Below are 23,235 nucleotides of genomic sequence, written 5' to 3'. Positions count from 1 at the left end.
CTCAGAGGCCGTGATCGCTTCCCATAGGGGCCTGCGTGCCGGGGCCTGAGATGGCTTGCAGGATCATGGCGCGGGTCAAACGATCCGAAATCAGTTCGGCAAATGCCAACACAAACTGTCGCAGGTAGGCGCCGCGCTTGAAAGCGATGCGGGCCAGGTTGGCGCCAAACAGGTGACCGACTGGGCGCCAGATCAATTCGGCGCCTGGTGTGTTCATCGTGGGGTCGTCTTTCACCGCCATTTCGGCGACTAAGCCGATGCCTAGCCCCAGTCGGGTGTAGGTTTTGATCACGTCGGCGTCGATGGCTTCCAAGACGACATTCGGATGCATGCCGCGGTGGGCAAAGGCCATGTCAATGCGCTTGCGACCCGTGAACGATGGGTGGTATGAGATCAAGGGCTCCGCGGCCAGGTGTTCCAGCGTGATGCGCGGAACGCTGGCAAGCGGGTGCGTCGCAGGTATCACGGCCACGTGTTGCCACTCGTAGCACGGCAGGGTAACCAGGTCGGCAAAATCGCTGAGCGACTCAGTGGCCAGTCCAATGTCAGCGACCTCGTCCAAAACCATTTGAGCGACCTGTTCGGGCGTGCCCTGATGCAGGCTGACGGCCACCTTCGGGTACTTCTTGCGCAAGGCCGCAACCGGCTCAGGCAGAACGTAGCGTGCTTGGGTGTGGGTGGTGGCAATCGACAAGGTGCCGGCATCCTGCTTGGCATATTCGTCGCCAATGCGCTTGAGATTGCCCAACTCCCGAAGGATCACGTCAATCGATTTCAGAACCTGCTGACCGGGTTCGGTCACTCGCTTGAGGCGCTTGCCGTGGCGAACAAAAATGTCCACGCCTAACTCTTCTTCCAACTCCAGGATGGCCTTGGAAATGCCTGGCTGAGATGTGTGTAGCGCCTTGGCTGTCTCAGTCAGATTCAGGTTGCGGCGGGCCGCTTCGTGGACGAAGCGAAACTGATGCAGGTTCATGGCGGATGGTGGCTACCGAGACGAGCTCAGTTTGCGCGAGCGAGCGAAAGCGCTGAGGTGGCGAGTGCTTCGATGAGGATGTCGGTTTCTCCGACGGCGGGACTGAGGCGCCAAGCCACGCCGGGGTGAGCTTGCGCCAATTCGTCCATCAGTCGGGGCAAGTCCTTTCGAACATGTCCGCCAGCTCCAAGGAACAGAGGCACAACGGTCACCGACTGGCAGCCCTCCTGAGCGAGCTGAGCGCCGGCTTCCAGCAGGGTTGGCGTCATGAACTCCAGAAAAGCCAGTGCTACGCGTTGTTCGGGGGCTTGTGCTTTCAAGGTCCGGGCGGCGGCTTCAAATGGGCGAGACCAGGCGGGGTCGCGTGCGCCGTGTGCGAACAGCAAGATGCCGGTGTGGGTCATGGGATGCTCAGCGGTATCGGACCAGCCATGCAAATGCACTCATGGCCAGTAACAGGTAAAACAGACTGGGCGCAGCCGCCGCAAGCCAAGGCTGCCAATCGTGCAACAGTCCCAAATGGCTGGCAATGTGGTTGGCCAGAACAAAACTGATACCCAGCATGATGCCGCCAAAGATCTTCAGGCTCATGCCCCCACTTCGGGCATGGAGGTAGGCAAAGGGCAGCGCCAACGCGACCATCACCAGGCAAACCACCGGGTAGAAGACTTTTTTCCAGAATTCCGACTCGTAACGCTGAGCGGCCTGAGCATTGCTCGCCAAGTGCTGCGTGTAATGCCACAGCGCGTAAGCCGACATGGTGTCAGGGGGAAGAACGGACGCGGCAACCACCAGAGGGGTCAGGCCGCTCTCCCATGCCATCGTGTCAAGCTGAGACTCCGCCACGAAGGGCTCACCTCGCTGAACGGCTTCGTCGCTGATCCGGTCTGTTGCGGTCCAGCGTGTTTCTTTCACCTGTGTCAGGTGCCACACCGACCCGGTGTTGGGCGCATTCAATGGTTCGATTTGCGCCGCTTCGGCAGACACGCGACGCAGCAAACGCCCCGAGCTGTCGAACTCAAAAATTCTGATGTCTCCCAGCACTTTGTCGCTGGTGGCCGCGCCGACGTTGACCGTGATGGTGTGACGCCCCTCGGGCACCTGTCGTTGCTCACGCAGCCAGGTGCCCCCCGTCCCGAGACTCAGCCCTTGCTGTGAGCCAAAAAGCGACTTGTGCAGTGAGAGTTGGTGCTCTGTCCAGGGAAGCAGCCAGTTGCCGAGTGCCACGGTCATGCCTGCCGCCAGCAGGCCCAGCACGGCAAGCAGTCCAAGCGCGCGCTCAGGGCCAAGGCCGCCGGTCCGCAGGATGGTGAACTCTGAGGTCTGCGCCAAGCGGGCCAGGGCAATGATGGCGCCGATCAGCAGCGAGATTGGAAAGATGTCGTAGAAGTGCGCGCCTTGCATGTAGAGGCACGTCACCATGGCATCCAGGGTCGTGTAGCCCCCTTTGCCCAACTTGCGAACCTCTTCCACAAAATCGATGAAGAAAAAGAGTGCGGAGAAGGCCAGCGCCACCATGCCGACTTGTCGGATGACCGCGCGATAAATCAGTTTGCGCACGGTTCTCATGCGGTTCCCCCGTTTGGTGTCGCAAGTGTCGCAGCCGGTTTCACTGCGCGACCGGGCAGGGTGGCGCCGTCACGCCACCAGATGACCAGCAGGGCGCCGATCGTCAAGCCGCCGTGTAGCAGGCCTAAGCAAGCCAACCAGTGCAGTTTGCCTTTGGCCACCCAGGACTGACTCAGGCTCAGCAGGTTGAAGTACACCACGAAGACGAGCAAGGCGTAGACCAGGTTCCAGCTGCTGTTGCGGCGCGCGTTCCCGGACGCTAGGCTCAAACCGGCCAGCACCATGTTGAATGCAGCCCAGATCAAACCAAATCGCCAGACCAGCTCGGAAGTGGCTTGCTTGTCGCCAAGCATCAGTAACTCGGGGGTGGATAGCCCGCGCACATCGGTGGTTGTCAGGGTCGGGTCGGGTGCGTCCCCCACCAAGATCCTGGCAGATTCAAAGCGCGACAGGGTTTTGCTGCCGGTCTCCAGGTCGGTTTGCGTGCGCTCACCCTGACGCAGGATCAGATAACGCAACCCTTTTTCGTTGACGAGGTTGCCTTCCTTGGCCGTGATCACGGCCTCCTGCCTTTCAGCAGTCAACACCATGAACACATTGCGCCCGACCTGTTGTCCATCGCTGTGACTGTCGATGAAAAAGACGCGCTTGCCGTTGGCGGACGCCTGAAACTGACCCGGGGCCACTCGCGCCATGTCGGAGCGCTGTTCGAATCGGCGCTTGATGACTTCTGTTTGATTCTGAGCCCAAGGGCGCGCGACGAGGGTGGTGAATGCCAGCAGCGCAATCACTGGCCAAGCCATGCGCGCCAATGGGCCGATGAAGTCGAACTGGCGTGCGCCACTGGCCTGCCAGACGACCATCTCGCTGTCGCGCCACATGCGACTCAGCACGGTCACCACCGACACAAACAATGCCAATGCCAGCAGAACGGCCAGCTGACCAATCACGGTGTAGCTCAGGACCAGACCGACGTCCGTCGGGGCCAGTGCCCCCTTGGTCGCCTGGCTCAGGATGCGGATGAGCACCATGGTTACCACCACGGTCATCAGGACCACCAGCGTGCCGATAAAACTGCGCCAGAGTTCACGGCGCAAGGAGGAATCGAATAACATTGTCTGAATCTGTTTTAGTCGTCCATTATGGACTTTCACTGCATGGACTACCGCGCATCTGTGGCCCAAGGGCCCGCTCTTTCTCAGGTCAATGTCGACGCGCTTCTTTTGGTGCTCACGCCAGAGCAGAGTGTGACCGGCGATCCGGCTTTGGATTCTGTGATCAAAGATGTCGTGGGCGCAGGCGATCTTTCCTTGAAAGCCGGGCGTTCGCTTTATATCCATCGTCCGCTTGGTGCCAAGGCAGCTCGTGTGCTGTTGGTGGTCGCGGCGGATGAATCTGCCAAGTCCTTCAAAGCAGCTGTTCTCAAAGGTGTGGGTGCGGTGAAAGACCTCGGCGTGGCCCACATTGCCGTGGCGGCAGCGCCGGGCCTGAACATTTCTTCAGAACATGCACACTCGCTGGTGCTGGCCGTGGCCGAAGGCACATACGTGTTCCGAGAGACCAAGCCTTCTGCGCCCAAGCCTGTGGCCTTGAAGAAGGTCTCCCTGCTGTGCAGCACCGATGAGTTGAGTGCAGCCAAATCCGCGCTTGTCCGTGCCCGCGGTGTCGCCGAAGGGGTGTCGTTGGCGCGTGAGTTAGGGAATCTTCCTGGCAACTATTGCACGCCGACGCATCTGGCCAACGAGGCGCGCCAAATCGGCAAGACCTTCAAGCACGTCAAGGTCGAGGTGTTGGATCGTCCGGCCCTGGAAAAGCTCAAAATGGGCTCCTTCCTGTCCGTGACCAACGGGTCGGCACAGCCTCCCAAGTTCATCATTCTTCGCTACGAAGGCGCCTCGGCTGCGCAAGCGCCGGTCGTTTTGGTCGGCAAGGGCATCACCTTCGATACTGGCGGCATTTCGCTGAAGCCCGGTGCAGGAATGGATGAGATGAAATACGACATGGGTGGGGCCGCCAGTGTGTTGGGTACGTTCCGCGCCATTGCGGAATTGCAACCCAAGGTCAATGTGGTGGGGTTGATCCCGACCTGCGAGAACATGCCCAGCGGCACCGCGACCAAGCCCGGTGACGTGGTGACGAGCATGTCCGGTCAAACCATCGAAATTTTGAACACGGATGCCGAAGGTCGGTTGATCCTGTGTGATGCGCTGACTTATGCCGAGCGGTTCAAACCAGCGGTGGTGGTGGACATCGCCACATTGACGGGCGCCTGTGTGGTGGCCTTGGGTCACCAGCACAGTGGCCTGTTCTCGTCAGACGATGAACTGGCCCAGGCCTTGCTGCGTGCCGGTCAACAATCGCAGGACACCGCGTGGCGCATGCCCATGGACGATGAATATGGTGAAAGCCTTAAGAGCAATTTCGCCGATTTGGCCAACGTTGGCGGGCGAGATGGTGGGGCCATCACCGCTGCTGTATTCCTGAGTAAATTTGCGAAGGCCTATCGTTGGGCGCATCTGGACATCGCTGGTTCTGCCTGGAAGTCGGGGGCGGCAAAGGGGGGTACGGGGCGTCCTGTCGGGTTGCTGATGCAATTCATCCTGGGGCAAGCTGAGGCGGGTCAGGATGCCTTGAAGCCGCAAGTGGCCAAGGCAGTTGGCAAGGTGAAGGCGGCGCCTGCTCGCAAGGCCGCAGCGCGGCGCGCGGCTTGATTGACGTCCAGGGCCTGTCGTTGTGTTGGGTACGGTCGAGTTTCACTACGGCACGCGCGACAAGATCGGCTACGCCTGCCGCTTGTTGCGCAAAGCCTACCGGTCAGGTGCGTCGGTTGCCGTGACTGGCGCGTTGCCTGATCTCAAGGCGTTGGACCGGCAACTCTGGGTCTTTGATGACGTGGAGTTCTTGCCTCATGTTTTGGTCACCAGTGAGCAGGCGATGCCTGATCGGTTGCTGGAAACAGCCATCTGGTTGACCCAGGACCCGCGTCAAGCCCCCGGAGAGCGCCGTATCCTGATCAACATTGGTCAGAGCCTTCCCGAGGGGATGGACCGCTACCCACGGGTCTTTGATATTGTTTCCAGCGAAGAGCAAGATCGGCAGCTTGGTCGTCAGCGCTGGAAGGCTTATGCCGGGCAGGGCTGGCAAGTGAACCCCCACGAAATTCAGGAATGAACCAGTCTTCACAACCTCATCCTGCTCAGGTGCCACTCCTGACAGAGGTCATCGAAATTGATGCGCCGCAGGTAGCGCCCCCGCCGGGTGCGGATCTGTTGGATCCACCGCAGTTGATCGTGACCCGCGGTTTGCCCGAGGATCCCACGCCTGCCTGGACACCCATGTCCACTGTGATCTTGCCGGTTTTGGACTCGGTGGTGTCTGCCGACGAGATTTCGCCGGAGTCGGGTGAGTTGGTGTTGACGCAGGAACCTCAGCCCCTGTTGCAGGTGCCAACGGTCTCCGTTGAAGAGACAGTTGCGCAGCAGTCGGTTGACGAGGCGGAGGCTCCACAGACCGTAGAAGACTCTGTGAGTATGGGGGGCGTGGATGTCGACATCGACGAGGGGGCGCTGACGCAGCGTGTCATGGTTGACGTCCAGCGACGCATCGACAGCATGCTGGAGTTTCGTTTGCGCGAAGCCATGGCGCCCGTGATGGCGCGGCATACCGAGGCGCTGGTCCGCGATTTGCGTGATGAATTGGCCAGCACCATGCGTGATGTGGTCAGCCGTGCTGTGGCGCAGGAAGTCGCGAAACTTCGGCAGCGTTGACGCATTCTTTTTCGCACTGAACCTTGGCTTTGAACGCCATATCCAACCCAGGAGTTTTGTGATGGTTTCTTCTGTGAATATGCATCGGTTCGCATTGACTGTCGGTGCCGTGATGGCGAGCCTTGTGGCGTCAACCGGTGTGCAAGCACAAACCGTGGTCCGGATCGGGCATGTGGGGCCGGTCTCCGGTCCTCAAGCTCACTATGGGCGAGACAACGAAAACGGCGCGCGTATGGCGGTGGATGAGCTGAACGCTCAAGGTGTGGCCATCGGTGGCAAGAAGGTTCGTTTTGAGCTGGTTGCCGAAGACGATGCCGCTGATCCCAAGCAGGGCACCGCTGCGGCGCAAAAACTGTGCGATGCCAAGGTCAATGGCGTGGTCGGGCACCTGAATTCTGGTACGACCATTCCTGCAGCCAAGGTGTACAGCCAATGCGGGCTTCCCATGGTCAGCCCTTCGGCCACGAATCCCGAACTGACGCAACTGGGATACAAGAACGTCTATCGCGTTTTGGCCAATGACAATGCCTTGGGTTCCGGGTTGGCGCAGTATGCCGCCAGCACCCTCAAGCTCAAGAAAGTGGCCATCATTGACGACCGCACGGCTTACGGCAAGGGTGTTGCCGAGGTGTTCGCCAAAACAGCGAAGAGCTTGGGGCTCGAGGTGGTGAGTCAGCAATACACCAACGACAAAGCCGTTGATTTCATGGCCATCCTCACAGCCATCAAGAACAAGAAGCCGGACGGCATCTTTTTTGGCGGCATGGATCCACAAGCCGGACCCATGTTGCGACAAATGCAGCAACTGGGTCTGAGCAAGACGTATCTGTTCGGCGGCGATGGCATTTGCACGGACAAGCTGGTTGACCTGTCGAGTGGTGCGCGGACACTGTCAAATGTGATTTGCGCCGTGGGCGGTGCGTCGCTCGACAAGTTGCCCAACGGCAAGACTTGGCGCGCACGCTACGACGCAAAGTTTCCGAAGCAGTTCCAAGTTTATTCGCCTTACACCTATGACGCCACCATGGTGCTGGTGGATGCAATGAAGCGCGCCAACTCGGTTGATCCCAAGGTGTACGCCCCGAAGCTGGCGGACACCAGCTACCAAGGTGTGACTGCGAAGGTGATGTTCGAGCCTTCAGGGGATCTGAAGAATCCGGCCATGACGTTGTATGTCTACAAGGATGGCAAGAAAGTGACACTGAATTGAAGAAGTCCTCAAAAACTTGCTATAGTTGAGGGCTTCCACGGAGAGGTGGATGAGCGGTTTAAGTCGCACGCCTGGAAAGCGTGTGTAGGTTAATAGCCTACCGCGGGTTCGAATCCCGCCCTCTCCGCCAAGACATGAGCCCAAGTGATTGATTCACTTGGGCTTTTTTGTTTTTGGCTTGTGGTCAGCGTGACGCAATGAGCCAGCGACGATGAGGGCTTATCGCGAAGCTGTCATGTTGGCGCCAGATATTCCTGCCTGAGTTTGTTGCGGGAGATCTGATGTGGACTTGTTGGTACCGTACGCCAAGACTGACCTTGCGTGGGATGTGATTCGAGGGCGCAGTGTGGCGCTGGATGCGGCGATGCGCGCTTTGTTGATCATGATGGACGGCAAGCGACCTTTGCGAGACTTGTTACCCGCCATGAAAGCGCTGTCTCTGAAGGTCGAGGACGTCCATGCCTTGATGGAGCGTGGCTTTGTGCGCCCCTGTGTGACAGCGAATGCTCAGCAGCGCCGACTGTCGTCACGCATGGCGCTACCTGCGGCCGAACCGGACGACGAGTGTTTGCCATCGCCGGCCTCGGCAGCACCTGCCGTACCGCAGCAGAAGTCCCTGGCTGCCGCCAAGTTTTACGCTTTAGACCAGTTGGCGCGCATCTTGGGTCGTGCGGATGAGTCGCTTCGTCTGGCGTCCAGAGATGTGGTCGATCGGGGCTCGATGGACGCATGGCTGCTCCGATGTCGCCAAGAAATAGCAAACGTGGCTGGCTCTGAGCGGGCGGACCTGTTTGCAGCGCGGGTATTCGAAGAGTTGCCCAAGGCCTGACAGAATCGCTCCAACACGAGAGGAATGCAATGAAGTCAGTGTTGGCAATTCGGCATGTGGCCTTTGAAGATTTGGGTTCGTTTGAGACAGTCCTTCAGCATCATGGCTTTGATGTGACCTATGTGGACGCGTGTGTGGACGATTTGTCTGCCGTGGATGCTGTGGCGCCGGACCTGTTGGTGGTGTTGGGTGGCCCCATCGGCGTCTACGAAGAGGACATTTATCCGTTCCTCAGGCACGAAGTGGCTTTGCTGCAGGCTCGACTTGAACGGCAATTGCCAACCTTGGGGATCTGCTTGGGCGCGCAGTTGATCGCACGCGCAATGGGGGCTCGTGTGTACCCGGGGGCAGCCAAGGAAATTGGTTGGAAGCCGCTGCAACTCACGGACGCTGGACGCTGCTCTGCAGTGGCGCATCTGGACGGTGTGGCAACGTCCATGTTGCATTGGCATGGTGATACGTTTGACCTGCCAGAGGGGGCAACTTTGTTGGCGTCCACTGACCTGTGTGCGCATCAGATCTTCAGCCTGGGTGCACATGTGTTGGCGTTTCAGTGCCACCCAGAAGTCCTCGGTGACACGCTGGAGCGTTGGCTGGTGGGGCATGCTTGCGAGTTGGCGGCGAATTGCATCGATGTGCCTGAATTGCGAGCCGACGGGCAACTGTTCAGTCGGCAACTGGCGCAGCAGGGGAGCTTGTGTCTTACGCAATGGCTCGTTCAAACGGGCTTGGTGAAATAGAGCGGAGCCAATACAAAAGCAAAAGGCGCCCAGGGGCGCCTTTTGCTTTTGCTGAGGATATGCGCAGTGGACTGCGCGCAACCCGATCAGCGATTGCTTTCCTTCACGATCACCCAGTTGCCGCCCAGCTCCTTCCAGGTCAGTGTCTTGGCGGTCTTGTCCTGGAAGTTGCTCGACGTGTAGGTCTGGGTAAACGATGTGGTGACCTCGTCGCCTGTGGAGGTGACCTTGATGTTGTCCAGTTTCACGTCGATGGCGCCGGGCTTGCTCAGAGCCCGCATGCGCTCACCACGCCATTTTTCGGGCGTGGAGCGAGAAGGGGTGAAGCCTTCAGCGTAGAAGCTGAAATAGCGGGCGGGGTCCTTAGACATCCACGCTTCAGCCCAGGTGCGCAGGCGTTGCCCCACCGTGTCGGCAGCCTGGGTTTGTGTCGATGTCACAGGTTGGAGCGCAGGCGCTTCGGCTGGGGCCGCAATCGCGGGTCCTGCCAACTTGCGAGCGCGAGCGTCCAACTCTGCACGACTGGTGTTGGCTACATCAATGGCCACCACAGGGCAGCGTTGCGAGGCTTCGCTGGCAGACTGCCAGTCCTTCGCACCTTCCGGCACGTCACCCTTGGACGGAGACAGACCCAGCGCAGTCGTCAGATTGTGTCGCGATGCCTGTGTACGCGCGTAAGCGAGCATCAGATCGAACTCGGCATTGGCGTAAGCGCGCTTCGCTGTGTAAAGTTCGTTCTCGGCGTTCAGAAGGTCCAGCAGGCTACGCTGCCCGATGTCGAATTGCTGACGGTAAGCGTCGCGGGCTTTTTCGATGGCCAGAACGTTCCGGTCAAGCGCCTTCAGTTGCTCTTGCAGCTTGTGGATGTCGTTGTACGCAATGGCTGCGGTCTGGCGAACGTCCCGGCAAGTCTTGTCACGGAGATCGGCTGCTTGATTGATCTGGTCAGCATACTGCCGCACGCGCGCGCGATCAGAACCGCCGTTATACAGATTCCAATTCAGAACAATTTCGGCTGAGGTGTCGCGCTTCTGATCTTGCACGCCGTCGAAATTGCGACCAGTGCCGCTTCGGACACGCGCCTCGACCGTGGGCTGATATCGGCTCTCAGCACCCTTGGCTTGTGCCTCTGCGGCGCGAAGGTTTTCAACCGCAGCACTGATGCCGGCATGGTGGGCAAGTGCCTGGTTGATGGTGTCGGCATTGGTGGGCGCGATGTTGCGATCCAGACCGTTATCCAGTGGCATGCGTGCCGTCGGAGCCTCGCCCACGACGCGCAGGTAGCGTGCGCTGACGTCGTGCTGGTTGGCGATTTCAGTGGTCAGATTGGACTCTGCCAGTGCCAGGCGAGCGTTCGCCTGCTCGGAGTCCACGCCGCGACCGACTCCAGCCTTGAACTTGGTTTGCAGTTGATCAAAGGCGTATTTGTGCTGGACATAGTTGTCCTCAGCCAAGGCCACCAGTTTGCGGTAGCGCTGCACGTCGATGTAGGCGCGCGTGGCGTCCAGCGCAGTGTCTTCTGTGGCGCTCAGAAATTCGAAATAACGTGTCAGGCGTGCGTGGCTGAGACGCTCAACTTCCTTGCGGGTAGCCAAGCCATCCCACAGCATCTGGCTGGCACTCAAGGCCACGCCATTGCGCGACAGGCTTTGCGATTGGGGATTTCTGCTCGTGATGCGATCCTGGTCACGTCCCACGCTGGCCGACAGGTCGATGTTGGGCAGGTAGGCGCCGCGAGCGACGTCAATTTCGTTGGTGGCTGCACGGAGGGAATTCAGGCGCGCCGTCACGTCCGGGTTGCTGTCGAGAGCTTTCTGAACCGCTTCAGCCAGACCTGTCGGGGCGGTGCCTTGGGCTTGTGCGACCAGCGCTGCGCAAGCAAGAGCCAGAGTTGTTAGGCCGGTCTTGATCATCTTTTTGTTCATATGCCTCGTGGGTACAACCAAAGTGACTCAATGCGCCGGGTTTGACGCAGGACGACGTATTTTGTCACTAATCGTTTCAAGGACGCTTCCTTCGTGGTCATTGAGTCAAGGGGGTCAAGTTTTTGCCACAGCAGCCGATTGAAAGACGTGTTCCGTCTTTTCGACTTATTCCACGTCAAAGCTCTCGGTCGTCGTGCAGCATTTTGTGCTCGACCCGTTGCGGCGTGGGCAATGGTCATCTTGCTTATCGCGGGGCAGCTGGTCTCGGTCGCGCTGGCTTGGGACAGCGTGCGCATGCTCTCCCAAGCTCAGAAGCTGGGGGCGATGACGTTTGCGCGTGCGCAAGCCTTGAGTCAGGAAGTGCGAGAGTCGATGTCTGGCGATGAGTTGGAGCGACTCAAAGTGGTCAACACCTTTTTCAATCGCCAGATTCTCTATCGAGACGATCGCGAGATCTGGCAGGTACCGGATTACTGGGCGTCGCCACTTGAGACCCTGCAAAAGGGGGCGGGCGACTGCGAAGACTTCGCCATCGCCAAGTATTTTTCCTTGCTGGCAGCGGGTGTGCCCGGAGTGAAGATGCGACTGGTGTACGTTCGTGCACAACTGGGCGGTGGCGTCGTGGCACACATGGTGCTCGCTTACTATGCAGAGCCCAATGCCGAGCCATTGATTCTGGATAACCTGATCACCGACATTCGTCCTGCCTCGCGACGTCCTGACCTGACTCCCGTGTTCAGTTTCAACGCGGAAGGTTTGTGGCAGGGCGTGGGCGGGGCCAGTGCAGGGGATCCCTCGGCGCGCTTGTCTCGTTGGCGCGAAGTGTTGTTGAAAGCCCGTAATGAAGGCTGGTGGCCCTGACAGGCCGCGTGAGTGGAGTGTTTATGTCCTTGATACGTCAGATCTGGGTCTTGTTGCTGGTCACGCTGTTGTTGGCGTTCTTCGGCAGTTTTGCGGTCTGGATGGTTTCGTCTCGCTCTTATCTGGAGACGCAGTTGCGTTTGAAAAACGCAGACAACGCCCAATCGCTGGCCTTGACGCTGTCTCAGCAACACGGTGATCAGGTGGCAATGGAAATGGCGTTGACCGCCATGTTCGACACGGGCTTCTATCAACGCATCGCGCTGAAGGATGCAGCCGGTCGTCTGGTGGTCAGCCGCGAAGCTGATGCGCAGACTGTGCGTGAGCAAGCGCCGCAGTGGTTCATTCAGTTGATGCCTGTGGAGTCTTTGGCAGGTGTGGCGCAGGTCTCTGACGGATGGCGTGCATTGGGCTCGGTCGAGGTGGTGAGCCATTCGGCTTTTGCGCATGGTCAGTTGTGGCAGGGGGCGGTCAAAACCGCTGGCTTGCTGGCCTTGCTAGGGGGCGTGGCGGGGCTTGTCGCGACTTTTGGTGTACGAGGCATTCGTCGTCCTCTGGACGCCACCGTCAATCAAGCGCAGGCCCTGATGGAGCGTCGTTTCGTCACGGTCGCGGAGCCACGTGTGCCGGAGTTGGCGCGCTTGAGCCGGGCCATGAACGCCGTGGTTGTGCGCTTGAAGTCGACGTTTGATGAACAGTCATCCCAAGTTGAACAACTGCGTCAGCAGGCTCACTGTGACCCGCTCACAGGACTGTCTCACCGTCGCTACTTCATGACTCAGGTGGGGGCAGAGCTCAGCAAGGAGGAGGGCTCCGGCTCTGGCGTGCTTTATCTGATCCGGCTGATGGATTTGGCCGGAGTCAATCGCGTACTGGGGCATCGCACCACAGACGATTTGCTGCAACGGCTGGCCAAGGGCATTGTGGAGGTGTCCAGTGGCGTGACGGGCGCCGTACACGGACGGCTGAATGGCGGCGATTTTGCGGTGTGCCTGACCACCGACGATGTGCCTTTGCCTTCTGCCATGGATTACGCCGATGCTTTGCGTCAGGTGTTTGTGCAGCAAGCGGTCAATGCAGCTGTGGTCGTTGGCGGTGTTCAGTGGGTACGTGGGACGTCGCTTCAGCAGGTGTTGGCAACGGCTGACTCGGCGCTGGCGCAGGCAGAGTCGCGTGGCGCCTTCTCGGTGGAGGTTGCCGAGTTGCCGGATGGCGGAGCGGGCTCCGTGATGGGTGAAGATGCCTGGCGGGCGCGTTTGCAAGATTCGGTGGAGGCACGTCGCGCCAAGCTTGTGCAATATCCCGTGGTGGATCGGGCTTTGCTGTTGGTGCATCACGAATGCCCCATGCGCTTGCAGTTGGATGTGAATGGCGACTTTGAGCCCGCAGCCAATTGGCTGCCCATGGCGCTGCGCTCGGGCCTTATCTCTCAAATCGACGAGTTGGCTGTCACGATGGCCATTGAAGCAATCCGAGAGGATCAGCAACCGCGCGGCATCAACTTGTCTCCGGCTTCGTTGCTCGACAGCGGCTTCGTGCCACGCGTACGTGCCTTGCTGGCCAGTGCACCGGACGCGGCACACTTGCTGTGGCTGGAAGTCGCAGAGACAGCCGCTGTGGAACGGTTCGAATTGGTGCGCGAACTGTGCAAGCAACTTCGGCCGTTGGGCGCGCGCATTGGTCTGGAGCATGCCGGCGCCCGTCTGGCAAAGATCAATTTCCTCTTCGAAGCCGGGCTAGATTACGTGAAACTGGACCCTTCAGTGGTGCAGGGCGTGTCGCACGATCCGTCACGTGCAGCCTTCGTCTCAGCAACGGTCAGCATGCTGCATGGCTTGGGGCTGCAGGTTTACGCAGAGGGTGTGACTGAGACTGCTGACATCTTTGCGCTTCGCCAATGCGGTATTGATGGCATGACGGGGCCGGCCGTGCGTTTGACGGCCTGAGGCCTGTCAGCGCTCGCGCATGGCGTAAGCCTGCGCTTTGAGGACCGGCTTGAGCAGGTAAGAAAGGATGGTCTTCTTGCCTGTGAGGACGTCCACTTCGGCCGTCATGCCCGGGATGATGGGCATCTTCTCGCTGAAGTTGGTCTTCTTGGTGCGCACACGAACGACGTAATAGGTGTTGACACCCCGCTCGTCGGTCACGGTGTCAGGGCTGATGTTTTCGACGACGGCATCCAGACCGCCGTAAATCGAAAAATCATAGGCCGTGAATTTCACGGTGGCTGCCTGGCCGGGGTGGATGAACGCAATGTCCTTGGGTTGAACACGCGCTTCCAGGACCAGCGCATCGTCAAGGGGAACCACCTCGACGATGTCCTTGCCGGGTGTCACGACGCCACCCACCGTGTTGGCAAGCAGGCGCTGCACACGACCTCGGACGGGGGACTTCACCTGCGACTTGTCCACCTTGTCGGCCAGCGCGACAGCGCCTTCCGTCAAAGCGTTCAGGCGCGCCAGTACGTCCGACAATTCCTTGCGGGCATCGTTGCGGAATGACAGATCCGTTTCCTGAATCTTGCGGGTGGCTTCCATGATGGCTGCCTCCGCGCGAGCAGCCTGAGCCCCCGCTTGCTCCATGTCGCCGCGCGCGCGGCTCACATCTCGCTCCAGGCGCAGTATGTCCACTTCTGAAACGGCGCCACTGGTCAGCAGAGGTCGGGTCTTGGTCAGTTCTTGTTGAGCCAGATCCAGGCTGCGTGTGGCGGACGTGCGCCGCGCAGTGGCTTCGCTCAACTCCTGCCGACGTTGAGCCAGTTGTTGTTGACTGATGGAAACCAGCGCCTCCAGTTCTGACTTGCGTGAGTCATACAGCTGGCGTTCTTCATCGACGATGCGCTGGGCCTCGGGGTCGTCCGATGGCACAGACGGCGGGACGAAGGGGGTTCCTTCCGCCAAGGCCTTGAGTCGGGCCTGCTTGACGCGTAGTGAGAAGACCTGCGCCGCGCTTTCTCGCACACCTGAATTGGCGCGTGTTTCGTCGATTTTGAGCAGCAACTGGCCAGCCTCGACCACGTCGCCCTCTTTGACCAGAATCTGCGACACCACGCCACCGTCCAGAGACTGAATCACCTGCAGTTGGCGAGACGGGATGACCTTGGCCTCGCCTTTGGTCACCTCGTCGATTTCAGCGAGCGATGCCCAGATCAGCAAGAGGGCGGTGAGCAACACCGCGCTCCTGACGAGTGTTTGTGCGCGATAGGTCCCGGTGGTGGACATCACCGCATCGGCCTCTTGCTCGAAGTCGCGCATGCCGCCCAACGCTGCAGCTGTGGCATCGACTCGAGCACCCGTCAGCCTGTCCAGCAGCTTGTCGGTGACCGGGGCAATGCCTTCGCGGATGCGTTCCAGCAGCGTGATGACCTTGTGTCCGGCGTTCAGAATGGGTTTCATGTTGCGCACTCCTGGCCGACTCACGATGCGCGGGCAATGCGGCCCGCAGCCAGTGCCTGCATGATTTGCTCGCGCGGACCATCTGCCACGATCTTGCCTTGGTCCACCACGATCACGCGGTCGACGAAAGCCAGCATGGAAGTGCGGTGCGTGACCAGCACGACGGTTTTGCCTTGCGTGAAGGCTTGCATGCGCTGGGTGACTTGGGCCTCGGTGGAGAAGTCCATGGAACTGGTGGGCTCGTCCAGCAACAAAATGGGGGCGTTGTGCAAAACCGCGCGCGCAATGCCGACGCTTTGGCGTTGGCCGCCTGAGAGCAGTTCACCGCGTTCACCGACCTGCATGTCAAAGCCTTGAGGGTGGCGTTGGACAAAGTCCGTCAAGGCCGCTGTGTCGGCTGCGGCGACGACGGCGTCATCTTGTGCGTGGGGGTAGCCGAAGGTGATGTTGTCTCGCAAAGAACCGTAGAACAGCGTGACGTCCTGCGACACGCTGCCAATGTTGCGCCGCACGTCGGCGGGGTCGAGTTGGCGCATGTCGATGCCATCCAGCAAAACGGCACCATCGGCAGGCTGATACAGCCCCATGATCAGTTTCTGAAGCGTGCTTTTGCCCGACCCGACCTTGCCGATGAGGGCCACCTTCTCGCCAGGGGCGATCTTGAAGCTGACGTCATTCAGCGAGTTGTCCTCGCGATTGGGGTAGGCAAAGGAGACGTGTCGGAACTCGATTTCACCCTTGAACTCGCGGCGCTGAATGAAGCTGGAGCCTTCAGGCCGCTCCACAGGGCGACTCATGATGGCCTCGAGCGACTCCAGGGCTGTTCGAGCGCCCTGGTACTGCATCAGCAAACCCACAATCTGGCCGGCAGGGGCCAGCGCCCGCCCAGCCAGCATGGTCGAGGCGATCAAGCCCCCCATGGTCAATTGCTTTTCGCCGATCAGGTAGACGCCGATGAGGATGATGGCCACCGAGACCATTTGCTGCAGCGTGGCCGTGCTGTACATGGCCGCAGACGACAGCCCACGCATCTTGACGTTCAGCGAAGACAGAAACCGGTTGGCACGCTCCCAGCGCGCCTGAATCACGCCCTCGGCGCCTTGCGCCTTGATGGTTTCGATCCCCGTGAGGCTTTCAACCAGCGTGGCATTGCGTTGGGCGGAAGCCTGATAGGTGCTCTGCGACAACTCGTGGAGCCTGTGTTGCAGCACATAGGCCGACACGATCACGATGGCGAAGATGGTCAGCACCGGCAGAATGAGCCAAGGTGAAATCCATGCCATCACAAAAATGAACAGGATGGCAAACGGCAGGTCAATCAGCGCGGTGACCGTGCTAGACGCGATGAAGTCACGAACCTGCTCAAATCCACGCAGATTGGATGCGAACGAGCCGACGGACTGAGGTCGATGTTCCAGTCGCATGCCCAGCACACGCTCCATCAGCGTGGCCGAAATCTGAACGTCAATGCGCGCGCTGGCCTCGTCCACAAAGTGGCTTCGGAGCAGACGGATGAAAAAGTCCCCTCCCAGCACCAGCGTGATGCCCAGCGCCAGAACCCACAGTGTTTCGACCGCGTGGTTGGGGACCACCCGGTCGTAGACGTTCATGGAGAAGATGGGGAAGGCCAGCGCGAACAGGTTGATCAGCAGCGCCGCCCACATCACGTCTCGATACACGAAACGTTGCGCGAGGACGGGGCCCCAGAACCAGTGCCCCGACCGGGTGGTCCGAATTTCTGGCGTTCTGGCGTCGAAACGGAAACGAGGGCGGGCAAAGAGCACGACCCCGCTGAAACGCAGCGTCAAGCCCTCTGTGTCCAGCACGACTTCGCCTTGCCCGGTTTCTGGCATGAGAACACGCCATTGGGCATCGCTGGTGCGCCCAAGCAGCACACAAGCCCGGTTGCCGTGCAGGATCAGGATGGCGGGCAGGGTGACCGCATCAATCTGATCGAGCTTCAGGCGCTGCAGCTTGGTGCTCAGGCCTGCGCGCGCCGCAGCGCGCTCTGCGAGGGAAACGGTCAATGCACCACGCCCGACGGGCAGTCCGGCAGAGAGCGAAGCCCGTGATGCCGACAGGCCGTGGAGATGGCAAACCTCGACCAGGCAATCTAGCAAAGGGTCCGGGCTGATCAGGTCGTCGCGCAAGCGGGGCGCATCGCTGTTGGGCGGTGTGGGTGTCACAGGTGCTTGAGGTGCGTTCATGGCTGCGGACTGCTGTCAGCGGATATCGGCGCAGTGCACATCAAATTGACCCTTCTTGCGATCATCAAAGAAACGCTGCAGGGTCATGCGAACAGTGCGGAAGGCCAAGTCGTCCCACGGGATTTCATCCTCGCGGAAGAGGCGGGCTTCCATGGTTTCCGGGCCTGGATCGAATGTAGGGTCGAGCAAGCGCGCGCGGTAAAACAGATGGACCTGACCGGCTGCTACCACGTTGATGATGCTGTAGAGCCCCTGCATCTCAATGTTGGCACCGGCTTCCTCGTGGGTTTCGCGAGCGGCGCCTTCTTCGGTTGTTTCGCCCAGCTCCATGAAACCGGCCGGAAGCGTCCATAAGCCCTTGCGCGGCTCAATGTTGCGCTTGCACAGCAGGACTTGTTCGCCCCAGACGGGGACCGTGCCCACGACATTGAGCGGGTTGACATAGTGGATGTGCCCGCACGACGGGCAGACGGCCCGTTCACGGTTGTCATCGGCGGGCACCTTGTGCTCGACAGGGGTGCCACAGACCTGGCAGTGCTCGATTCGGCGTGAAAACAGCATCCCTGCAGTGTAGGGCAACCCGGCGGGGGCTTATCGTCGTGTTTTCAATCGCGTGACCCACGGCGCAAAGGCCTCTTGGACCTGTAGCGGGGCGCCATGGTGCCAAAACACGGAGCGTCGGATCCAGTCTGGTGCCGGTGCGTGTGTGATCTCGGCAAGACCAGGGTGACGTCGCCACTGCCGATCGATGCGCTGGTGCTGACGGGCGTGTCGTTGAATCCGCTGGTGCGTCAAAGGTTCGCGACGCACCTGGCGGTGTGAAAACAGCAGTTCAGCCAGCGGGCGGGCGCCCAGTCCTTTGATGGCGCGCCACGGGCCCTTGACAGCGCGCGATGGGGTGCTGCTGCGAGCCCACACCGCAGGTTGGCCGTTCACGCTCAAAATGACCTCTCGGACATGGCCTTGCGTTGTTCGGATGACCTCACACTCCTGCCGCCAGAGTCGGGTCGAGCCTTGGAACACCACTCGGACGGTAACCGTGCCATGTTCACGCAAGCGGGCAGTCAAGGAGCCGGGGGCGGTCAGCCAAGCCTTCAGGGATGGTCGCGTTGCCCCCGCCCGACTGACTCGCGAGGCATCCGGGCTTCGAACCTGACAGTGTCCGAATCCTGATGGGCGAGCGTGGTGCGACATGGCGAGTGCGGTCTGGCGGGGTAGCATCGGGGCTGGATCATAGCGGCCCGATGCGTCAGTTGTCCCTCATGTCAGTTTCACTCCTTTCTTCGTCTCGTGTGGCGGCTGATCTGCCTGATGGATGGATGCACGTCCCTCTTGGGCGCGGTGTCGGCGCGATCATGTCTGCGCGGCACGGAGGCATCAGTGAAGGCGGCTATGCCCATTGCAACTTGGGTGACCATGTCGGGGATCAGCCTCACGCAGTGGAGCGCAACCGTCAGGTGTTCGGCAGCGCCATCAAGGCGGAGCCTGTGTGGCTGACCCAGGTTCACGGCAATCGGGTGGTCAGGCTCAGTCATCGTGCAGGCCCTGCCAATGCGGTGGACTGGATCGACGTCTCTCAGACCGATGGGCAACCGCAGGCTGACGGCGCGTTGACCACCGAGCCTGGGCTTGCCTGTACGGTCATGGTTGCAGATTGCTTGCCGATTCTGTTGGCGGCGCCTGGCAAGAAGGGTGTCGCTGCGCTTCATGCAGGGTGGCGAGGTTTGGCCGGGGCGGGGGCGATGGGGGGCGTGGGCATCGTGCACAACGGCGTGCGCACGCTGTGCGAAGCGACCGGGTGTGATCCCGCTGCCTTACGCGCCTGGCTGGGCCCTTGCATTGGGCCTCGCCAGTTCGAGGTCGGAGCCGATGTGCTGGCGGGATTTGGTGCCGACCCGGCGTCTCCCAAAGCGCATCGTCGCTTTCTTAAAGCTCAGGACGCAGCCGACGGCCCACGCTGGATGGCCGACTTGCCCGGGCTGGCTCAGGACGTGTTGCACCAAGTTGGTGTGCTGGACATTGGGGGCGGGCGCTGGTGTACGGCCAGTGATGCCTCAAGGTTCTTTTCGTTCAGGCGCGACCGGGTCACAGGCAGGCAGGCTGCCAGCATCTGCCTGCGCTGAGGCGGTTTGCTCGGCCGCCTGTCTGGCTTTGCGGCGTGCCGGCGTGCTGAGGAGATACATCACCAGTGCGACAGGCGCCACGCCGTAGAACAGCAAGGTGATGATCGCACCGAGGATGGTGCCTTGCGGGTTGGTGGCCTCAGCCATGGCCATCATGACGGCCACGTACATCCAGGCGATAGCGACGATCCACATTCGTTTCGGGGGCTAATAGGGGAAAACGCTAGGTATTCTCTCCGGCGCTTGGCATTGCCGTTGCTAGCTCAGAGTCAGAATACAGAAACATTCAGGGTTCATGATTGGAACCGAACAATCACGGAGAAACGAGGAGAGTTATGGCGGTAACACCACGGTCGCGGTCTGTTCGTGCGACCTCAACAGAAGCGAAGATAGCCGGCACCACTGCATCGAAGCCGGCAGGCACGTCTCCCAAAGCCAGCGTTGCCAAGCGCTCTCCTGCGCGCAAGAAGGCGCCTGTGACCCAGCCGGCGCCAGAGGCGGTTGATACCCAAGCCAAGGCAGCGCCGCAAGAGGCGTCGGCCGAGCGTCAAAGTGCGAGCAGTGCCTCAGCACACGCATCGGCATTCGAGCAAATGATGTCGTCGTTTCAGTTGCCTGGCTTCGATCAGTCGAAGTGGACGGCACCCTGGGCGGAACATTGGAGCAAGCTGCAAGGTGGGCTGCCTGGCATGAAGGAGTTGCCCGGCTTCAATGCGGATTTGTTGGCCCCCATGAAGCAGGCCATGGATTCGCTGGGGCAAAGCATGCAAGCCAGCTTGTCCTCCATGGCCGGCTTGAGCGTGCCGAGCGAGCAGCTTCAGACCATTCAGCAAGAGTATCTGCAACAAGCGACCGAGCTTTGGAATGCCGCTTTGCAGCATCCCGACCAGATCAAGGCGTCTGATCGACGTTTTGCGGCGCCGGAGTGGAACAGTCAGCCAGGCAGCGCCTTCATGGCTTCGATGTACCTGCTGAACTCCCGTACGCTGCAAAAACTGGCCGATCAACTGCAGGGCGACGAGAAGGCGCGACAGCGCGTGCGTTTCGCCGTTCAGCAGTGGGCCGACGCTGCGTCTCCCAGCAACTTCCTGGCATTCAATCCAGAGGCGATCAAGAAGGCCGTGGAGACCAAGGGAGAAAGCTTGCAGCAGGGCTTGCAGCACTTGTTGCATGACATCCGCCAAGGACACATGTCTCAGACGGATGAGTCGGTGTTTGAGGTGGGCAAGAACGTGGCGACCACCGAAGGCGCGGTGGTGTTCGAAAATCCATTCTTCCAGTTGATCGAATACACGCCGCTCACAGCGAAGGTGCACGAAACGCCCTTCCTGTTTGTGCCGCCTTGCATCAACAAGTACTACATCCTGGACTTGCAGCCCGATAACTCGCTGGTGCGTTACTTGCTGGAGCAGGGGCATCGCGTGTTCATGGTCAGTTGGGTGAACGCGGACGAGTCTCTCGCGAAGGCGACTTGGGATGACTACATTGAGTCTGGCGTCATCAAAGCGATCGACACCACGCGCGACATCACCGGGGCCGATCAGATCAACGCACTGGGTTTCTGTGTGGGGGGCACCTTGCTGGCTTCTGCACTGGCGACCTTGGCTGCCAAGGGGCGCAAGCCTGTCGCCAGCCTGACCTTGCTCACCACATTCCTGGATTTCGGTGATACCGGCATCATGGACGTGTTTGTGGACGAGGCCATGGTGCGTCTGCGTGAAATGACCCTGGGCCCCAACAGCCCACAAGGTGGTGGCTTGATGAAGGGTTCGGAGTTGGCTGCCACCTTCTCGTTCTTGCGTGCCAACGATCTGGTCTGGAACTACGTGGTGGGCAATTACCTCAAAGGGGAGATGCCCCCCCCGTTTGACCTGCTTTATTGGAACAGTGACAGCACCAATCTGCCAGGCCCCATGTACACGTGGTACCTGCGTAACACCTATCTTGAAAACAATTTGTGCAAGCCTGGTGCGGTGACGGTGTGTGGTGAGCCGCTGGATCTGTCCTTGCTGGACATGCCGGTCTTTGTGTACGGCTCTCGTGAAGATCACATCGTGCCCTGGCAGTCTGCCTACGCTTCCACGCAACTGTTGAGTGGCCCGGTGACCTTTGTGCTGGGGGCCTCGGGCCACATCGCAGGTGTGATCAACCCACCCGCCAAGAAAAAGCGCAGTCACTGGGTAACAGGTTCGTCTGTTCGCCAACTGCCGACCACAGCGGATGCCTGGATGGCATCTGCATCCGAGCAGGCGGGGAGTTGGTGGCCCGTGTGGTCCGACTGGCTGAGTGAGCACGCTGGTGGCACGGTTAATGCACCGCGTCAGGCTGGCAGTAAGAACCATCCCGCCATTGAGTCTGCGCCCGGACGTTACGTGTTGCGCAAGGCCTGATTTTTCTCCAATAACGTCAATTGCTTGAAGGAGCACAGACATGACCGACATCGTCATCGTGGCCGCAGCGCGAACCGCTGTGGGCAAATTCGGCGGTTCACTGGCCAAGACCCCGGCCAGCGAGCTTGGTGCCGTGGTGATCAAGGATCTGCTGCGTCGCACCGGTGTATCCGGCGACCAGATCAGTGAAGTGATCTTGGGTCAGGTGCTTCAGGCTGGCTGCGGGCAAAACCCGGCTCGTCAGGCGGTCATCAAGGCGGGTTTGCCGCACGGTGTGCCCGCCATGACGATCAACAAAGTGTGCGGCTCGGGTTTGAAGGCCGTGATGCTGGCTGCGCAGGCCATCCGTGACGGCGACGCCGAGATCGTGATTGCTGGTGGCCAGGAAAACATGAGCATGTCGCCGCATGTGGTGCCGAACTCGCGTGACGGCATGCGCATGGGCAACTGGCAAATGGTCGATACCATGATCAACGATGGTCTGTGGGACGTCTACAACCAGTACCACATGGGCATCACCGCCGAGAACGTGGCCAAGCAATACGGCATCACGCGCGAAGAGCAGGATGCGCTGGCATTGGCGTCACAGCAGAAGGCCGCCGCGGCACAGGACGCGGGACGTTTCAAGGATGAGATCGTGCCCGTGCTGATTCCCCAGCGCAAGGGTGACCCGCTGGTGTTTGATGCCGACGAGTACCTGAACCGCAAGACTTCTGCCGAAGCGTTGGCTGGCTTGCGTCCCGCGTTTGACAAGGCGGGCAGTGTGACCGCCGGCAATGCGTCCGGGATCAATGACGGCGCGGCAGCCGTGATGGTGATGAGCGCAGCCAAGGCTAAGGAATTGGGCCTGACGCCCATGGGTCGCATCGCGTCGTATGCGAATGCCGGTCTGGATCCCGCCTACATGGGCATGGGGCCGGTGCCTGCATCACGCCGCGCCCTGGAGCGCGCCGGTTGGACGCCAGACCAACTGGATCTGCTGGAAATCAATGAAGCCTTCGCATCCCAGGCCTGTGCGGTGCACAAGGAGATGGGCTGGGATACCAGCAAGGTCAATGTGAACGGCGGTGCGATCGCCATTGGTCACCCCATTGGCGCGTCGGGCTGCCGCGTGCTCGTGTCTTTGTTGCATGAAATGTCCCGCCGTGATGCCAAGAAGGGCATTGCGTCGCTGTGCATCGGTGGTGGGATGGGCGTCGCCCTGACCATTGAGCGTTGATTGAGTTACTCAGTTCATAAATTC

21 protein-coding genes and 1 tRNA gene are annotated in these 23,235 nt (G+C 60.2%); 12 read left to right on the top strand and 10 right to left on the bottom strand.

Annotated elements, in window-relative coordinates; genetic code table 11:
• Position 1: 1 nt before the first annotated feature.
• From ACOYNB_RS03955 to lptF, 4 genes are read right to left on the bottom strand one after another with little or no spacing between them, the layout of a single operon-like run.
• A complete protein-coding gene (locus tag ACOYNB_RS03955; protein ID WP_422837820.1) occupies positions 2-976 on the bottom strand; it encodes a CysB family HTH-type transcriptional regulator in 975 nt (324 codons plus the stop codon).
• Between the two features lie 26 nt (positions 977-1,002).
• Positions 1,003-1,380 carry a sirohydrochlorin chelatase gene (locus ACOYNB_RS03950; protein ID WP_422837819.1) on the bottom strand — a complete coding sequence of 126 codons (378 nt, stop codon included), beginning with the start codon at positions 1,378-1,380 and terminating at the stop codon, positions 1,003-1,005.
• Positions 1,381-1,387: 7 nt separating this feature from the next.
• Positions 1,388-2,545 (bottom strand): LPS export ABC transporter permease LptG, encoded by a 1,158-nt coding sequence (lptG, locus tag ACOYNB_RS03945; RefSeq protein ID WP_422837818.1) that lies wholly within the window; start codon positions 2,543-2,545, stop codon positions 1,388-1,390.
• The gene (gene lptF / locus ACOYNB_RS03940; RefSeq protein WP_422837817.1) at positions 2,542-3,660 is read right to left on the bottom strand and encodes an LPS export ABC transporter permease LptF; all 1,119 of its coding nucleotides are present in this window, start codon (positions 3,658-3,660) and stop codon (positions 2,542-2,544) included. Before lptF ends, lptG begins: the two co-directional genes overlap by 4 nt.
• Positions 3,661-3,702: 42 nt before the next feature.
• Between lptF and ACOYNB_RS03935 the strand changes: the two genes are divergently transcribed.
• The 7 genes from ACOYNB_RS03935 (at position 3,703) to ACOYNB_RS03905 (ending at position 9,091) form a co-directional block, all read left to right on the top strand.
• Positions 3,703-5,256, top strand: coding sequence for a leucyl aminopeptidase (locus ACOYNB_RS03935; protein WP_422837816.1), 1,554 nt, complete (start codon positions 3,703-3,705; stop codon positions 5,254-5,256).
• 22 nt (positions 5,257-5,278) lie between these two features.
• Positions 5,279-5,716, top strand: coding sequence for a DNA polymerase III subunit chi (locus ACOYNB_RS03930; RefSeq protein ID WP_422837815.1), 438 nt, complete (start codon positions 5,279-5,281; stop codon positions 5,714-5,716).
• Positions 5,713-6,312: a hypothetical protein gene (locus tag ACOYNB_RS03925; RefSeq protein WP_422837814.1), complete on the top strand. Its 600-nt coding sequence runs from the start codon at positions 5,713-5,715 to the stop codon at positions 6,310-6,312. Before ACOYNB_RS03930 ends, ACOYNB_RS03925 begins: the two co-directional genes overlap by 4 nt.
• Positions 6,313-6,373: 61 nt before the next feature.
• Complete coding sequence (locus tag ACOYNB_RS03920; RefSeq protein ID WP_422837813.1) at positions 6,374-7,522, top strand: branched-chain amino acid ABC transporter substrate-binding protein; 1,149 nt, start codon at positions 6,374-6,376, stop codon at positions 7,520-7,522.
• Between the two features lie 39 nt (positions 7,523-7,561).
• Positions 7,562-7,652: transfer RNA gene (locus ACOYNB_RS03915), tRNA-Ser, on the top strand.
• Positions 7,653-7,805: 153 nt separating this feature from the next.
• Positions 7,806-8,351, top strand: a complete 546-nt coding sequence (locus ACOYNB_RS03910; RefSeq protein WP_422837812.1) for a hypothetical protein — start codon at positions 7,806-7,808, stop codon at positions 8,349-8,351.
• A gap of 29 nt (positions 8,352-8,380) precedes the next feature.
• Positions 8,381-9,091: a glutamine amidotransferase gene (locus tag ACOYNB_RS03905; protein ID WP_422837811.1), complete on the top strand. Its 711-nt coding sequence runs from the start codon at positions 8,381-8,383 to the stop codon at positions 9,089-9,091.
• Positions 9,092-9,177: 86 nt separating this feature from the next.
• Here the strand turns inward: ACOYNB_RS03905 and ACOYNB_RS03900 are convergent, their stop codons facing one another.
• Positions 9,178-11,016 (bottom strand): TolC family outer membrane protein, encoded by a 1,839-nt coding sequence (locus ACOYNB_RS03900; RefSeq protein WP_422837810.1) that lies wholly within the window; start codon positions 11,014-11,016, stop codon positions 9,178-9,180.
• 231 nt (positions 11,017-11,247) lie between these two features.
• Between ACOYNB_RS03900 and ACOYNB_RS03895 the strand changes: the two genes are divergently transcribed.
• Together ACOYNB_RS03895 and ACOYNB_RS03890 are read left to right on the top strand one after the other, a co-directional pair.
• Complete coding sequence (locus tag ACOYNB_RS03895) at positions 11,248-11,877, top strand: transglutaminase-like cysteine peptidase (RefSeq protein WP_422837809.1); 630 nt, start codon at positions 11,248-11,250, stop codon at positions 11,875-11,877.
• A gap of 23 nt (positions 11,878-11,900) precedes the next feature.
• Positions 11,901-13,823, top strand: a complete 1,923-nt coding sequence (locus tag ACOYNB_RS03890) for a bifunctional diguanylate cyclase/phosphodiesterase (RefSeq protein WP_422837808.1) — start codon at positions 11,901-11,903, stop codon at positions 13,821-13,823.
• Between the two features lie 6 nt (positions 13,824-13,829).
• Here the strand turns inward: ACOYNB_RS03890 and ACOYNB_RS03885 are convergent, their stop codons facing one another.
• Genes ACOYNB_RS03885 through ACOYNB_RS03870 form a run of 4 tightly spaced genes read right to left on the bottom strand, consistent with a single transcriptional unit; the run spans position 13,830 to position 18,673 of the window.
• A complete protein-coding gene (locus tag ACOYNB_RS03885; protein ID WP_422837807.1) occupies positions 13,830-15,272 on the bottom strand; it encodes an HlyD family type I secretion periplasmic adaptor subunit in 1,443 nt (480 codons plus the stop codon).
• 20 nt (positions 15,273-15,292) lie between these two features.
• A complete protein-coding gene (locus tag ACOYNB_RS03880; protein ID WP_422837806.1) occupies positions 15,293-17,479 on the bottom strand; it encodes a type I secretion system permease/ATPase in 2,187 nt (728 codons plus the stop codon).
• A gap of 15 nt (positions 17,480-17,494) precedes the next feature.
• Positions 17,495-18,040: an NUDIX hydrolase gene (locus tag ACOYNB_RS03875; protein WP_422837804.1), complete on the bottom strand. Its 546-nt coding sequence runs from the start codon at positions 18,038-18,040 to the stop codon at positions 17,495-17,497.
• A 30-nt stretch (positions 18,041-18,070) separates the two neighbouring features.
• Positions 18,071-18,673: a chorismate--pyruvate lyase family protein gene (locus ACOYNB_RS03870; protein WP_422837803.1), complete on the bottom strand. Its 603-nt coding sequence runs from the start codon at positions 18,671-18,673 to the stop codon at positions 18,071-18,073.
• Between the two features lie 161 nt (positions 18,674-18,834).
• On the opposite strand from ACOYNB_RS03870, the gene pgeF reads away from it, so the two are divergent.
• Positions 18,835-19,602, top strand: coding sequence for a peptidoglycan editing factor PgeF (pgeF, locus tag ACOYNB_RS03865; RefSeq protein ID WP_422837802.1), 768 nt, complete (start codon positions 18,835-18,837; stop codon positions 19,600-19,602).
• Here pgeF and ACOYNB_RS03860 read toward each other — a convergent pair.
• Positions 19,534-19,797, bottom strand: coding sequence for a hypothetical protein (locus ACOYNB_RS03860; protein ID WP_422837801.1), 264 nt, complete (start codon positions 19,795-19,797; stop codon positions 19,534-19,536). The two genes, pgeF and ACOYNB_RS03860, sit on opposite strands and share 69 nt — an antisense overlap.
• A gap of 536 nt (positions 19,798-20,333) precedes the next feature.
• On the opposite strand from ACOYNB_RS03860, the gene ACOYNB_RS03855 reads away from it, so the two are divergent.
• Together ACOYNB_RS03855 and ACOYNB_RS03850 are read left to right on the top strand one after the other, a co-directional pair.
• Positions 20,334-21,992: a PHA/PHB synthase family protein gene (locus ACOYNB_RS03855; protein ID WP_422837909.1), complete on the top strand. Its 1,659-nt coding sequence runs from the start codon at positions 20,334-20,336 to the stop codon at positions 21,990-21,992.
• Between the two features lie 40 nt (positions 21,993-22,032).
• The gene (locus ACOYNB_RS03850; RefSeq protein WP_374255848.1) at positions 22,033-23,211 is read left to right on the top strand and encodes an acetyl-CoA C-acetyltransferase; all 1,179 of its coding nucleotides are present in this window, start codon (positions 22,033-22,035) and stop codon (positions 23,209-23,211) included.
• The last annotated feature ends 24 nt before the right edge of the window (positions 23,212-23,235 follow it).

It is taken from the genome of Aquabacterium sp. (assembly GCF_049317225.1).
Lineage (GTDB): Bacteria > Pseudomonadota > Gammaproteobacteria > Burkholderiales > Burkholderiaceae_C > Aquabacterium.
This window is presented reverse-complemented; position numbering and strand designations above follow the sequence as displayed.